The 14,849-nt window shown below is 32.5% G+C and carries 15 protein-coding genes; 5 read left to right on the top strand and 10 right to left on the bottom strand.

The window, feature by feature from the left end; genetic code table 11:
* Nucleotides 1–92: 92 nt before the first annotated feature.
* Nucleotides 93–1,145, top strand: coding sequence for a zinc-dependent alcohol dehydrogenase family protein (locus MHI13_RS01860; protein WP_048762247.1), 1,053 nt, complete (start codon nt 93–95; stop codon nt 1,143–1,145).
* A gap of 174 nt (nt 1,146–1,319) precedes the next feature.
* Here the strand turns inward: MHI13_RS01860 and ptsG are convergent, their stop codons facing one another.
* From ptsG to cidR, 5 genes are all read right to left on the bottom strand, one after another.
* Complete coding sequence (gene ptsG / locus MHI13_RS01855) at nt 1,320–3,347, bottom strand: glucose-specific PTS transporter subunit IIBC (RefSeq protein WP_017175068.1); 2,028 nt, start codon at nt 3,345–3,347, stop codon at nt 1,320–1,322.
* Between the two features lie 269 nt (nt 3,348–3,616).
* Nucleotides 3,617–5,356, bottom strand: coding sequence for a pyruvate oxidase (locus tag MHI13_RS01850; protein ID WP_017175069.1), 1,740 nt, complete (start codon nt 5,354–5,356; stop codon nt 3,617–3,619).
* Between the two features lie 49 nt (nt 5,357–5,405).
* The gene (locus tag MHI13_RS01845) at nt 5,406–6,092 is read right to left on the bottom strand and encodes an LrgB family protein (RefSeq protein ID WP_002449420.1); all 687 of its coding nucleotides are present in this window, start codon (nt 6,090–6,092) and stop codon (nt 5,406–5,408) included.
* 2 nt (nt 6,093–6,094) lie between these two features.
* Entirely contained in the window at nt 6,095–6,484 is a 390-nt protein-coding gene (locus tag MHI13_RS01840; protein ID WP_017175070.1) for a CidA/LrgA family protein, read from the bottom strand.
* Between the two features lie 203 nt (nt 6,485–6,687).
* Complete coding sequence (gene cidR, locus MHI13_RS01835; RefSeq protein ID WP_049414289.1) at nt 6,688–7,572, bottom strand: cidABC operon transcriptional activator CidR; 885 nt, start codon at nt 7,570–7,572, stop codon at nt 6,688–6,690.
* Nucleotides 7,573–7,796: 224 nt separating this feature from the next.
* Here cidR and MHI13_RS01830 point away from each other — a divergent pair, with 224 nt between their 5' ends.
* Nucleotides 7,797–8,012, top strand: a complete 216-nt coding sequence (locus MHI13_RS01830) for a sterile alpha motif-like domain-containing protein (RefSeq protein WP_002454831.1) — start codon at nt 7,797–7,799, stop codon at nt 8,010–8,012.
* A gap of 216 nt (nt 8,013–8,228) precedes the next feature.
* A complete protein-coding gene (locus MHI13_RS01825) occupies nt 8,229–8,663 on the top strand; it encodes a CHAP domain-containing protein (RefSeq protein ID WP_054105890.1) in 435 nt (144 codons plus the stop codon).
* Between the two features lie 73 nt (nt 8,664–8,736).
* Here the strand turns inward: MHI13_RS01825 and MHI13_RS01820 are convergent, their stop codons facing one another.
* Nucleotides 8,737–10,014 (bottom strand): hydroxymethylglutaryl-CoA reductase, degradative, encoded by a 1,278-nt coding sequence (locus MHI13_RS01820; RefSeq protein WP_070547868.1) that lies wholly within the window; start codon nt 10,012–10,014, stop codon nt 8,737–8,739.
* A 1-nt stretch (nt 10,015) separates the two neighbouring features.
* Complete coding sequence (locus tag MHI13_RS01815; RefSeq protein ID WP_019835142.1) at nt 10,016–11,170, bottom strand: thiolase family protein; 1,155 nt, start codon at nt 11,168–11,170, stop codon at nt 10,016–10,018.
* Between the two features lie 112 nt (nt 11,171–11,282).
* Here MHI13_RS01815 and MHI13_RS01810 point away from each other — a divergent pair, with 112 nt between their 5' ends.
* The gene (locus MHI13_RS01810) at nt 11,283–12,449 is read left to right on the top strand and encodes a hydroxymethylglutaryl-CoA synthase (protein WP_054105891.1); all 1,167 of its coding nucleotides are present in this window, start codon (nt 11,283–11,285) and stop codon (nt 12,447–12,449) included.
* Between the two features lie 121 nt (nt 12,450–12,570).
* Here MHI13_RS01810 and MHI13_RS01805 read toward each other — a convergent pair whose 3' ends face one another.
* Both MHI13_RS01805 and MHI13_RS01800 read right to left on the bottom strand, forming a co-directional pair.
* Nucleotides 12,571–13,092, bottom strand: a complete 522-nt coding sequence (locus MHI13_RS01805) for a methylated-DNA--[protein]-cysteine S-methyltransferase (protein WP_019835144.1) — start codon at nt 13,090–13,092, stop codon at nt 12,571–12,573.
* A 151-nt stretch (nt 13,093–13,243) separates the two neighbouring features.
* Nucleotides 13,244–13,708 carry a hypothetical protein gene (locus tag MHI13_RS01800; RefSeq protein WP_017175077.1) on the bottom strand — a complete coding sequence of 155 codons (465 nt, stop codon included), beginning with the start codon at nt 13,706–13,708 and terminating at the stop codon, nt 13,244–13,246.
* A gap of 327 nt (nt 13,709–14,035) precedes the next feature.
* Between MHI13_RS01800 and MHI13_RS01795 the strand changes: the two genes are divergently transcribed.
* Nucleotides 14,036–14,584 carry a TetR/AcrR family transcriptional regulator gene (locus tag MHI13_RS01795; protein ID WP_017175078.1) on the top strand — a complete coding sequence of 183 codons (549 nt, stop codon included), beginning with the start codon at nt 14,036–14,038 and terminating at the stop codon, nt 14,582–14,584.
* A gap of 71 nt (nt 14,585–14,655) precedes the next feature.
* Here the strand turns inward: MHI13_RS01795 and MHI13_RS01790 are convergent, their stop codons facing one another.
* Nucleotides 14,656–14,844: a FeoB-associated Cys-rich membrane protein gene (locus tag MHI13_RS01790; protein WP_017175079.1), complete on the bottom strand. Its 189-nt coding sequence runs from the start codon at nt 14,842–14,844 to the stop codon at nt 14,656–14,658.
* Between the last annotated feature and the right edge of the window lie 5 nt (nt 14,845–14,849).

Genomic DNA, 14,849 nt, shown 5'->3' with positions numbered 1-14,849 from the left:
CAATGATTTTCTCTTCAAAATAGAATACATCTTATTAAATTAATGTTATAATGTTTGTGAAATAATTCACAATTTATATTGGAGGAATCAACATGAAAGCTTACATCTATGAAAAACCTGGCGTAGCTAAGCTCGTCGATAAAGAAAAACCAGTTGTTACGGAAAGTACTGACGCTATTATTAGAATGGTCAAAACAACAATTTGTGGTACTGACTTACATATTATTAAAGGGGACACACCTGAAGTTCCTCAATATACGACATTAGGTCACGAAGGTATTGGTATTGTTGAATCTGTTGGTTCGAATGTCAATAACTTCAAAGTCGGCGATAAAGTCATTGTGTCTTGTATCTCATCTTGTGGCAAATGTTATTACTGTAAAAAAGGTATCTATGCTCATTGTGAAAATGGCGGTGGATGGATATTAGGTCATCTTGTTGATGGTACGCAAGCAGAATATGTGAAAGTCCCTTTTGCAGATAATTCTTTATATCATGCTCCTACTTCTTTACCTGATGAAGCACTCGTGATGCTTTCAGATATTTTACCGACTGGTTATGAAATTGGTGTATTAAAAGGAAAAGTAAAACCTGGTAGCACTGTTGCTATTGTAGGTGCTGGACCAGTTGGATTAGCTTCTTTATTAACTGCTCAATTCTACTCACCTTCAAAAATAATTATGATTGATTTAGATGATCATCGTTTAGCTACAGCCAAAAAATTTGGAGCGACTCATACAATTAATTCTAGTCATGTGAATGAAGCAATTAAACAAATCAAAGATATCAATCATCGTGGCGTCGATGTTGCTATTGAAGCAGTTGGTATTCCAGCAACATTTGATTTATGTCAAAAGTTGATTGGCGTCGATGGAACAATTGCTAATGTTGGTGTTCACGGCTTACCCGTTCAATTTGATATCGAAAAATTATGGATTAAAAATATCAACGTTACAACTGGTTTAGTTTCTGCTAATACCACTGAAGAATTGTTGGAAGCACTCAAATCTAAAATCATTCAACCTGAACAACTCGTGACACATTATAGTAAATTAAGCGAAATTGAAAATGCTTATGACTTATTTAGAAATGCTACAGATCATAAAGCAATCAAATTATTAATTGAGAATGATATAACTAAATAATGTTGTGTATTAAATAAAAAATAAAAGAGAAAGATTTCTTTTTGAATTCGTCGCCCTACTATAGCAAAGAGAACTAGCATTGAAAACCTTGAGACAACACCTTTTCAATTCAGTCATCGACCGCCAATACATTAAAAATGCCTGAGACACATATGATGTCCCAGGCTTGTTTTATTATTTAATTGTCATAATACGCTTACCAGGATCTACTGAATCAACATCATCGAATGTTAATGTTTTATCATCTTGATTTGTAATAATCACTGGTGTGACAACACTTGGCGCATGTTCTTTTAAGTATGCTAAATTAATCTTCATTAATGGTTGACCTTGTGTAACAGGTTCATTGACATCAACTAAACTTTCGAAGCCTTCACCATTCAATTTCACTGTATCGATACCAATATGAATTAATACTTCAATTCCTGTATCAGATTCTAAACCGATGGCATGTTTCGTTGGGAAAATTGTTTTAACTGTACCATCAAATGGTGCTACAATTTCGCCTTTTTCAGGAACAAATCCAATACCGTCACCCATCATTTTTTCCGAGAATACTTTATCTGGAACTTCAGATAATGGAATGATATGACCCGTACCTGGTGCATAGATATCCGTTTCTTTTACCTCTTCCAACTGTACTGGCTCATCTGATGTATCTTCAGTCACAGTGGTTTCACTAGGTTTTGTGATGTCTCCATTCATAATGCGTGCCATATCATGTTTAATTTGATCTGATTTAGGACCAAAAATAGCTTGCATATTATTTCCTACTTCAAGCACCCCTGAAGCACCAAGAGCTTTTAGTCCTTCAACGTCTACTTTAGACTTATCATTGACTTCAACACGTAAACGTGTAATACAAGCATCTAAATGCTTGATATTTTCTTTACCGCCCATTGCATCTAACACATCAAAAGGTAATTTACTTGCAGATGTATTAGCTACAGAGGCTTGTTTATCTTCACGACCTGGCGTTTTAAAGTTGAATTTAACAATTAAGAATCTAAATACAACATAATAAATAACAGCGTAAACTAATCCTACTGGAATCACTAACCACCATGGTGTTTTATTTGGAAGAATACCTAATAAAACAAAATCTATGAATCCTCCAGAGAATGTATATCCTAGATGTAAATGTAGTAGATAAAGTGTTAAAAATGATAATCCATCAAGTACTGCATGAATAAAGAATAATAATGGTGCTACGAATAAGAATGAAAATTCTAACGGTTCAGTAATACCAGTTAAGAATGATGTTAAAGCTGCTGATAACATCAAACCTCCAACTACCTTTTTATTCTCAGGTTTAGCTGTTTGATAAATTGCTAATGCTGCTGCTGGTAATCCAAACATCATAACAGGAAATTCACCTTGCATGAATTTACCTGAAGTTAAATGAACACCTTCACGTATTTGCTCAATAAAAATACGTTGATCTCCTCGAATAATTTCTCCAGCTGCATTTTTCCAAGAACCAAATTCAAACCAGAATGGCGCATGGAAAATATGATGTAAACCAAATGGAATAAGTAATCGTTTAATAAATCCAAATAAGAATACTGCCAATCCAGTATTAGATTCTAACAAACCTGTACTAAATGCATTTAATCCATTTTGAATGAATGGCCAAATCCAAGCCATTGGGAAAGCTAAAATAAACGATGTCGTTGCCATCATAATCGGCACAAAACGTTTACCCGCAAAGAACCCTAAATACGATGGTAAGGAAATATTATAAAATTTGTTATAACACCAAGCTGCTAGAGCCCCTATAATAATCCCACCAAACACTCCAGTTTGAAGTGTAGGTATGCCTAAAACATTTGCGAATCCTTTAGATGGGTCTTCCAATTGTGCTGGCGTAACATTTAAGAATGCTCCCATTGTTTTATTCATAATAATAAATCCGACAAAAGCTGCAATGGCTGCTACACCATCTCCACCTGCTAGTCCTATTGCTACACCGAGTGCAAAAATGATAGGTAAGTTATCAAAAATAATACCACCAGCACCTGTCATCATGTTAGCAATATTTTGAATTACTCCATTTTTAATAAATGGAAGATAATGCTGTAATGCTTCACCTTGAAAAGCTGTTCCAATTGCTAGTAATAATCCAGCTGCAGGCAAAATTGCCACAGGTAACATCAATGCTTTACCAATACGTTGCAATTGTCCAAATAGCTTTTTAAACATTTTGATTCAATCCTTTCAATATATCTTTTTTACGCATTAAAAAAGCATGACCAAATAAGCCCATCATTTATGACAAAAATAATGATAGCTTATCTGCTCATGCCTAATCGAATAGTAACACGCAGTTCTTTTTTAACAATTTAATTATACCTATAATATAAAGCGTTTTCAATATCTTTTTTACTAATATTTTACATTTTTTTAATTTAAATATTCATAAAAAAACACTGACAAAAGCATTACTTTCGTCAGTGTTTCGAATCTATGTCTTATAAGAAACGTTTAGCAGCTACAGAGATTGGTGGTACTTTATCGAAGTCAAATTCTTTGTCTTCTGTGATAGATCTGTAAGCCCATTTACCATAACCATATGCTTCTTCGTTAACGATTTGACCTGGTAATGGCGCAGCGTTTGGATCAACATGTACATCAACAACAGTTGGTACATTTTCATTTAATGCTGCTTCAACAATTTCATCAATACGGTTAGGGTCTTTTAATACATAACCTTTACCACCAGCAGCTTCAGCGAATTTAGCATGATCCATATCAGAGAAGTCGATGGCATATTCTAATTCACCAGCAGCTTGTTGTTCATATTTGATGAATGATAATTGTTTGTTATTTAATACGAAAATTGTCATTGGTAAATCGTATTGAACAGCAGTTGCGAAGTCTTGCATTACCATTTGGAATGCACCGTCACCAGTAATTGCAATTGCTTGACGACCTGGGTAAGCAATATTAGAAGCAAGGGCACCTGGAAGACCGCAACCCATTGTACCTAACCATGCTGAGATAATAAATTTATTATTAACATTTAAGTCTAAGTAACGTGTACCCCAAACAGTTGAAGTACCAACATCGATTGAGTATACAGCGTCATCTTTACTGTAATCATTGATAGCTTTCATTAAGCGTTCTGGACGAATTGGAGCACTTGTATTATTCATGTCTTTTTCCATCCATTTATCCCATACAGCTTTACGTTTTAACGTCTTGTCTAAGAATGAACGACGAGGTACTGGTTTGATTGCTTCAGTTAATTGATGGAATGCTAATTTAACGTCGCCAACAATACCAACATTAATATCGAAACGTTCACCGATTACGTTTGGATTTGTGTCGATTTGAATCGCTTTAATATTTTTCTTAGGTAAGTAATTTGCATAAGGGAAGTTAGTACCAGCCATAATTAATAAATCAGCATCTTGAATAGTTTGGTAAGACGTTTTTGTACCAATTTTACCTAAGTTACCCACACTGTATGGATGTGAATCAGGTAAAACAGTTTTAGCTGGTAATGTATGAATTACAGGGATTTTAGCTGCTTCAATGAAGTCTTGTAATTCAGTTGAAGCATTTTTTGCACCTACACCAACAAGCATAACTGGTTTTTTACTTTTGTTAATTAATTTGGCAGCTTTTTTAATGCTACGATAAGATGGTGTTGGTAACACTGGTCTAGACGTATCTACTGGACGATGTGTAGTGTCTTTAATTTTTTGAGTTAATAGGTCATTTGGACAAATAATAACTGCTACACCATTTTTTTCATATGCAGTACGAATCGCTTCGTTTGTAATTTCAAATAAGTCATCACCTTTTTGAACTTGATGATGGAATACTGCTACGTCGTCAACCATTTTAGAAATGTTAGTTTCTTGGAAGAATTTTGTACCTAATAATGTACTATTCGTTTGACCTGTAATAATAAGTTGAGGTACACGGTCCATTTTAGCGTCATACATACCATTTAACAAGTGAACAACCCCAGGTCCACCAATACTTAAAGCTACACCGATTTTACCTGTTAACTTTGTATATGCTGCAGCTGATAAGCTTGCAACTTCTTCATGACGTACATGATAAAATTTGAAAGTATCTCTAACTGTTCTTAAATTATCTACTACTGCATCAACTGAGTCACCTGGAATACCCCATAAGTGATCAATATCCCAAGCTTGTAATGCTTTAACTAATGCTTCATTTGCTTTAATCTTCGCCATTGATTAAATAGCCCCTTTCCTAAATATACAATTTGTTTCTGTATTCCCTTTAGTAAAACAACTTAATCATAATTGGAATAAGAATTGAACTAATAACTGCTGTTAAAATCATTCCAATTGAGCTAAATGCGCCAGATTCGATGTCGTGTTCTAACGCTTTTGCAGTTCCAAAAGCATGTGATGCATTTCCATATGTTAAACCTCTCGCGATTGATGTTTTAAATTGACCAACCTTAAGTAGCATTGAACCCATCATACTACCTATCAATCCAGTAGTAATGATAAACAGTACTGTAATCGTATCTGTACCTCCAAGTTCTTGAGAGACTTCAATTCCTACAGCAGCTGTAATTGATCTAGGTAGTATAGTTACGATTGTTTCTTCTGAGTAACCTAATAACTTTAACGAACTAAACACTAACACAAAATTCAATATCACGCCAGCCATGACGCTTGAAAAAATGACCCCAATATTTTCTACAATCTTATCTTTATTTTTATAAAGTGGATAAGCAAGACATACAACAGTGGCATTTAATAGATGGTTAATCCATTGACCGCCAATCATGTAATCGTGATAGTTTTGACGTGTTAAAAGTAAAACAATAATTATTCCAAGTGAACCGATTAATGCTGGATTCAATAATGGGTTATTATATTTACGTTGTAATATTTGAGCAAGTTTATACATTACAACAGTTAATAATATCATTAAAACGCCTTTTAATATATCCATTTTTAATGATTTCCTTTCTTAGTATGAGGTTTTTTCTTAGACATTGTTTCAGCAATAAATCCAGAAACAAGTGCCACACAGCTTGTACCAATAATAATCAAGAGGAAGAAAATAATATAACTTGTAGTGATATTAGAAACAATATCCATAATTCCTACAACTGAAGGAATAAAGAAGAAGACCATTGTGGTTAATAAGAAGTCGGCTCCTTTAGAAACCCATTCAACGCGAATAATTTGAAAATGTAATAAAATATAAAATAATATCATACCGATAATACTTCCTGCTAATGGTATATGTAGCCATTTTTGTAGCAGTGAACCTATAATACTAATCGCTACCACCAATACGATTTGAAGAATAATCTCTATAATATTTAATGCTTTTTTCAAAACGACTGACCTCCATAAATTTGTCGAATTTGTTACAGCGATTTTTTAGTCTATATTCAAGATTGTAATCTATATTGATAGATTATAAAAATATTGATTTTATATATAACTTATAGTTATTTTCTATGGAACCGTTTTAAAAATAAAAAAATAGTGAAAAAACCTAGGTTAAGGTTTTTCACTATTTGTAAAAAATGAACTGTTTATTTGTTTTCTAATCTTTCAGTCATAAATTGTATCCATTTAGACGTTGCATAACTTAAAAGTTTATTTTTTTTCCAAATTGCTCCAAGTTCCCAGCTCATACCTGAATCTTCAATTTTTATACTTTTAATCTTATCTTTTAACATCTTGGCAATATGTTCTGGTAAAATACTGACGCCTAATCGTGCTATTACTAAATATTCAATGAAATTCCATTGTGATACATTGGACACTGTATTTGGGATAAAACCAGCATTTTTTGCAGCAGCTATAATTTTATCATTAAGATAAAAGTCCTCATTGAATAATATAAAATCTTCATTTTTCAAGTCAGCCATAGTCACAGATGAACGCTTAGCTAACTGATGTTCTTCACTCACTATAAGTCTTAAATCTTCACTGTATAAAGACACATAGTCAAATGTGTTCTCATCTATAGGAATGGTCGTAATGCCAATGTCTATTTGATCGTTAACCAAACGATTTTCAATCGATTTACCCCCACTTTCATTAAGACTATAGGTAACGTTTGGATATAATTTATGAAACTCCGCCAAAATATTAATAAACTGTTGCATATCCATCACCGCTGACATTCCAATATTAATATGACCTGTTTCTAAACCAAGCAAGCCATTAATTTCATTTGGAATATTATCATATAATGCTAAAATCTCTTCACATTTTTTATAAAACACTTTTCCTGCATCTGTAAGAACTAAATAACGCTTTTGTCGATCGAATAAAGGCATGTCTAATTCATTTTCAATATCTTTTATTGCTTTACTTATAGTTGGTTGAGCAATATATAAAGATTTAGAAGCATTCGTCATACCACCTTGATTCACAACTTCCATAAAATATTTCATATGCTTGATATCCAATTGCTCACCTTCTTAAAAAATTCTTTTTTTATTATACATTATTTTTGTAAGAAAAATGTAAATTCATTAGATTTTGAATTCATTCGATAACTTACTCAAATATGTATACTTTATGGAAAAATAATATTTATAAATAAATTATTTTTCATATAAACAAAACTATATTTTCAAATTACAAAAAATGTTATAATCAAAATCGGCTCAAATAAATATGAGGTGATGAATTGAGCTTTTACGAATTTATGCAAAATTTTATAGGCGATGACACACCATTAGGTGAATTGGTAAATTGGATTAATCAAGATAACACTTTTCCTAAAGACGTGAAGAGCCAAAACGAAATATTGCTATATTTTCGAACAAATCCGTGTCTTGAAAACATACCAGTGACTAGTGTTAAAAGAGCATTAGCTGTTTTTAACCAATTCACAGATGTATGATTTCAACAAAATGTAGTTATACATTACATGGAAGTATCATCTCACTAAGGCGCCCTTGTGGCGTCTTTTTTATGCACAAATTTAGCTACAATATATTACGTATATTTCAGAAGTATTACAGTTATTTGTATAATTCATTCCTTATATTGTATTACAACTTTTTAAATAATATTATTATTTTAGATTTTAAATTATTTAATTTTTGAGGAGAACTTAATGAAAATTAAAACATTCATTTTACGTCTAATATTAGCTACGACAATTATTTTTACTGGCACTTATACATATCAAAATGTTGAACATACACATACTTCTGAAGCAGCTGGTTATAACTATTATAATAAATATCAATGTACTTGGTGGGCATATAAACGCCGTGTTCAATTAGGTAAACCGGTTTCAAATCAATGGGGCAATGCAAAAAACTGGTACTATAGAGCTCAACGTGCTGGTTATAGAACAGGACATAAGCCTAAACGCTATGCTATTATGCAATCAACTGCAGGATATTACGGTCATGTTGCCATCGTTGAACGTGTTTACAGTAATGGAAAGATTCTTGTTTCAGAATATAATTATAACCGTCCACTAGCATACAGTACGCGTTATATTAGTGCATCTGCTGCGCGTAATTACAATTACATTTATTAATTGACACAACATAATAAGCCATGAAAGTTTAGTGATGGAATCTCTTCTATTTCTAAATTTTCATGGCTTATTTTTAAGATTGGCGTATTGATTTTAAAATGCGTTCTGCCGCTTCAGTATTTGCTTTAGGTTCTTGTTTGAGTTGCTCAGCAACTTTTGAAATTTCTTCACTTTTAGCGCCTACAACAATCGCTAATGATTTATATTGCAAACTCATATGTCCTTTTTGAATACCTTCTGAAACAAGGGCTCTACAAGCTGAAAAGTTCTGTGCTAAACCTACTGCAGCTACTACATGTCCTAATTCTCTAGCAGACTCAACGTTGAGTAAGTCTAAAGACGCTTTCGCAACTGGTAATACTTTCGTTCCTCCGCCAACAATGGCTAAAGTCATCGGTACTTCAATTGTGCCCACAAGACGTCCTCGGGCTTCATCATATTTCCACGTAGCAATACCTCTATACTGACCATCGCGTGCTGCATAAGCATGCGCACTTGCTTCAGCACCTCGTGTATCATTACCTGTAGCTAGAACAACGGCATGAATTCCATTCATAACTCCTTTGTTATGTGTTGCTGCCCGATGAATATCGACTTGTGCAAGCACTGACGCACGTTCCATTCTCTTAGCTACTTCTTCACCAGAATAATCGCCGCGATTTAAATCATTGATATCAATCTCACCTTCTACCCTTACAACAGAAGACGTTGCATGATTAGATAAGATACTCATTAATATCTCTTGATCTGTTAACTCATTTTTTAGATAGGCTGTCACTGCTTCTAAAATGGTATTAAGCATATTTGCACCCATCGCATCTTTAGTATCAACAAATACTTTAAGAGACAATAACTGTTCATTAGGAAATGCATCTATGTCAATACCACGATAACCACCTCCACGATGGATGATAGAAGGATAGGCTTCATCTGCAATACGTTTAATTTGGTTTTCTTGTTTTTGAATACGTTGTGTTAAGTCTTCTGTATCTTTAACATCATCAAATACGATTTGTCCGATCATCAAGCGTTCACTTTTTATCGTTTTAAATCCTCCAGTTTGGTTAACAAGTTTCGATCCATAACTCGCAGCAGCAACAACTGATGGCTCTTCAACCATCATAGGTACCACATATTCTTTCTCATCTACAATAATTTTAGGTAATAATCCAACTGGTAATGTGCCTTGGCCAATGACATTTTCGATGAGACTGTTTGCCACTTCCTCATCAATAACTGGATTGCTTAATAATGTTTGATAATTCGTTTTATCTAACCACCCGTAGTCTACTAATTGTTTTAATTTATCTTCTCTTGATAAATGACGAAAGTTTTTATCTAAACTTTTCATATTAATGTACTCCCTTTTCAATCATTAAAGCAATACCTAGTCCTCCGCCAATACAAGCTGTTGCGATACCTGTATGTTGATGTTCTTGTTCTAAAGCATTCACAAGTGTTGTAACAAGACGTGCACCACTTGCACCAATAGGATGTCCTAGCGCGATGGCACCACCATAAATATTTAAAATGTTATCAGGTATTTTTAAATGATCCTTAACAGGTATACTTTGAGCTGCAAATGCTTCAGTCATTTCTATAATATCAATATCATTAATGTGTTGATGTGTTTTTTCTAATAATTTTTCTACTGCATAAAAAGGTGCATACCCCATGTATTGTGGATCGCAACCTACTTCAGCGTAATCGCCTACTATGCCAAGAATTTCAAATCCATGTTCTTTTGCAAATGTTGCTTCCATTAAAATAAGGGCAGATGATCCATCATTAATACTTGAAGCATTACCACCAGTGACTGTTCCATTCTCTTTAAATATTGTTTTCAAAGTAGATAATTTTTCGACACTACTATTTGGTCTTATACCTTCATCAGAAGTCATCTCATTACCTTCAGCGTCTGTCATTTTTATAATTTCATTATCAAATTTACCTTCTTCAACTGCCTTTGCAGCTTTAGCATGAGAATGGTTAGCAAACTCGTCTTGCATTTCACGTGTTACATGATATTTTTCGGCTATATTTTCTGCTGTGACACCCATTGGAACATAATGGAAAGCATCCGTTAATCCATCATGCATAAAACTTTCTACAGGATCTTCTCCGTCTTTTAAAATAAGTTTAGGTGCATTAGTCATACTTTCAACACCACCAACAGCAACGACTTTAGCTTCCCCTAACTGAATAAGTTGCTTCCCTAAAATAATTGCTTTCAGTCCTGAACCACATACTTCATTAATCGTCATCGCTGGAGTTGTATCAGGAATACCTGATTTAATAGCAATTTGTCGTGCAGAATTTTGTCCTATACCACTTTGTAAGACATTTCCGAAAATAACTTGTTCAATAAGAGCTGGATCGATATCAATTGATTCAATAGCTCCTTTTAAAGCTGTTGTACCTAGTTCAACAGCTGAATAATTTCTCAATTTCCCTTTATATCTGCCAATTGGCGTTCTTTTAGCACTTACAATAGCGATTTGTTTCATTCTTTATCTCCTTGCCTGTAGTATATATATAATTGTATTTTAGTAATTTATTTTGGTAAAATACAGAGTATTGTATTGTTAAAATTAGACTATTCGAAAGGATGACATGCCTGTGAATATAGGTATCGATAAAATCAATTTTTATGTCCCTAAATACTATGTAGACATGGCGAAGCTTGCAGAAGCTCGTCAAGTTGATCCAAACAAATTTTTAATTGGGATTGGACAAACACAAATGGCAGTAAGTCCAGTATCTCAAGATATTGTATCAATGGGAGCCAATGCTGCTAAAGATATTATAACAGAAGATGATAAAAAACATATTGGAATGGTTATCGTTGCTACTGAATCTGCTATCGACAACGCTAAAGCTGCAGCAGTTCAAATTCATCATTTATTAAATATCCAACCTTTTGCACGTTGTTTTGAAATGAAAGAAGCTTGCTATGCAGCTACACCTGCAATTCAACTTGCTAAAGATTATCTTGCAAACCGTCCTAACGAAAAAGTATTGGTCATTGCAAGTGATACAGCACGTTATGGTATCGAGTCAGGCGGTGAACCTACACAAGGTGCTGGTGCAGTGGCAATGTTAATTTCACATCAGCCTCGTATTTTACAATTAAACGATGATGCTGTTGCTTATACAGCAGATGTGTATGATTTCTGGAGACCGACTGGCCATAAATATCCACTTGTTGCAGGCGCGTTATCAAAAGACGCATATATTGAATCATTCCAAGAAAGTTGGAAAGAGTATGCACGTCGTGAAGATAAATCATTATCCGATTTTGAATCATTATGTTTCCACGTGCCTTTTACTAAAATGGGCAAAAAAGCATTAGATTCTATCATTAATGATACTGATGAAACGACTCAATCTCGATTAACGTCTGGTTATGAAGATGCTGTATACTATAATCGCTATGTAGGTAATATATATACTGGATCACTTTATTTAAGCTTAACTTCATTACTTGAAAACAGAACTTTAACTCCTGGTCAAACAATTGGATTATTTAGTTATGGTTCTGGGTCTGTGGGAGAATTCTTTAGCGCCACAGTAGTGGAAGGTTTTGAACAACACTTAGATAAAAAAGCACATCAAGCTTTATTAAATGAACGTCAAGAAGTATCTGTAAAAGAATACGAATCATTCTTCAGACGTTTTGATGATTTATCTTTCGATCATGAGATTGAAAACGTAGAAAACGATAAAAATATCTTTTATTTAGAAAACATTGAAGATGATATTAGATATTATCATTCTCCTGAATAATGTATATCACTCAGATATTAAAAAAGATGGGACGACGAACTCAAAATGAATTCGTCATCCCATCTCCCCCAACACATTATAAACGCCTAAGACAACGAATTATGTCTTAGGCGCCTTTTATTTATGGTTTAGTTGTGTATAATGGTCGATATAATTGACTCATATTCACATTTTCAATTTCTAACAATTTAATTTTATTATCAATTGTTCCACCATATCCTGTTAAACTACCATCTTTTCCTACAACGCGATGACAAGGAATGATGATAGAAATTGGATTTTTTCCTACCGCTCCACCTACAGCTTGTGCAGACATTTTTGGTTTGTTTAATAATTGACCGATATGTTTGGCAATCGTTCCGTAAGTAGTAAGCTCTCCATATGGAATCGTATTAAGATAAGCCCATACTTCTTGTTGAAAAGGTGTACCATGAGGTTGTAAAGGAAAATCAATCTCTGGATTATTTCCTAAGAAATAGTCATCAAGCCATCGTTTTACTTTTTTAAAAATATATAATTCATGATTTGTAGGAAAACGTAAATGTGTGTATTGATATAAATATTCTAATTGCATCACTACTTCTCCGTCTGTAATGATTTCTAAATTACCTACTGGAGATTGATAAAGCATTGAATAAGACATATAGCTTCCTCCTTACTCTATTGTATTGTAATAAAAAATAAGAAGCGAGACTGAATTCATTTGAATTCCTCTTCTCGCTCCCATTAATCCATTCTGACACATTTATTAATAACTTTTTAATACTAAGTTTATTTTAATAACACAATAATTCTTAATTGAAGTTATATAATTCATAACCTTTATCTTTAGCATATTCTAATGCTAAAATTTCTAATATATTGATAAACGCTGGCTCATCTTTCACATTTACATATTGGAATTTTAATCCATAATCTTCAGCTGTGATTGATTTAATATCGTCTTCGCTTACACCTTTTTGTTGAGCTAAGCCTTTTTTAAATTTTGTTGTGCCTACACCAGATTTTAAGTTATATTGTCCCATTTTATTAAATAAGTCTTTCGTAATAGGTTGATAACCTGTTGAATATCCTCCAGTTTGACCTACAAATATTGGTGTTTTTTTATCAAAAATAACATATACACCAAATTTATCTTGAACTTTTTCACGATCTTGTTTACTAAATGATAAAGCATTATTTTTGTCATACTTAAATAATTTTTTAAGTTGCTTTTTATTATCTTCTTTAATTTGATCTAATCTTTTACTACCTTTCATATTATACCATCCTCCAGTATAGAGTATTTTTATCTTTTATCGAATTAACATTGAATCATTCTATAAATAATACTATTTTTCTATAATTTTTTAATTTTTATTTATAATTCTAATTAATTTCTTTAAATTTTGTATACCCTATTCATCCTAGTTAAAACTTTTCTATATTGTAAATTATTTAATGCTAAACATAAAAAATCATTTCTTTTATTAAATTATAATTTATTAGTTATTCTCTATTTATTTATAGATATTTCTATTCTATAATCATATATTATGTATCTCTATATAAATATTTTATAGTTTACATGTTAGGGGAGAAAGACATTGAATGATAAAGATTTAAGAGTGATAAAGACTAAGAAAGCGTTAACGAGTAGTTTATATGCTTTACTAGAAATAGAACCCTTCTCTTCTATTACAGTTCATAAAATTTGTGAAAATGCTGGTATTCATCGTACTACATTTTATAAACACTTTTATGATAAATATGAACTACTCGTCTATTTACTTGAAGTCATTGGGAAAAATTACTTTGCAATTGATATTAAGGAACGTATTAATCGTCCGTTTCAAGTTTTGTCTAATTCATTAAATCGTGAAACATTGTCTAGAATCGAATACATGCAAGAAGAGGATAATGAATACAACAAAGTTAGAAATCAGTTTCTTATAGATATTATCAAAAATGATTTTTATGAAAATATGGATCGGATAGCACTTGAAGAAACCATTCCTAAAAGCTTAGTTTTCTATGTTTTTGGTTCAATTATAGATGGTTTTTTAGAGTGGCAAAAAAATGAGGAGACAACACTTACACCTAAAGAAATGGATGAAATTTTTCATAAATTAGTTAATATTAAAACGATTAATTAATGATCAAACAATCGTTATATCGTTTTAGTAAATAAAACCCGTCGAATTAATTCAACGGGTTTTATTTATTATTAATTATTGTTTTTTATATGATTTAATTTTAATTCATTTAACTCGCTAGATGCATTAATATCACAACTACAATCTGTATCACAACCACCACATTTTCCTTGAGTAGAGCGATTAAAGAATTTATATAATGTATACGCAGCGTAACCAAAAATAGCAACAAAAATGATTACGTTTATTAATAAAGTCATTGTCA

The organism is Staphylococcus sp. FSL K6-0223, assembly GCF_038008285.1.
The sequence above is the reverse complement of the archived record's forward strand: the minus strand, read 5'-3'. Positions and strand labels throughout refer to the sequence as shown.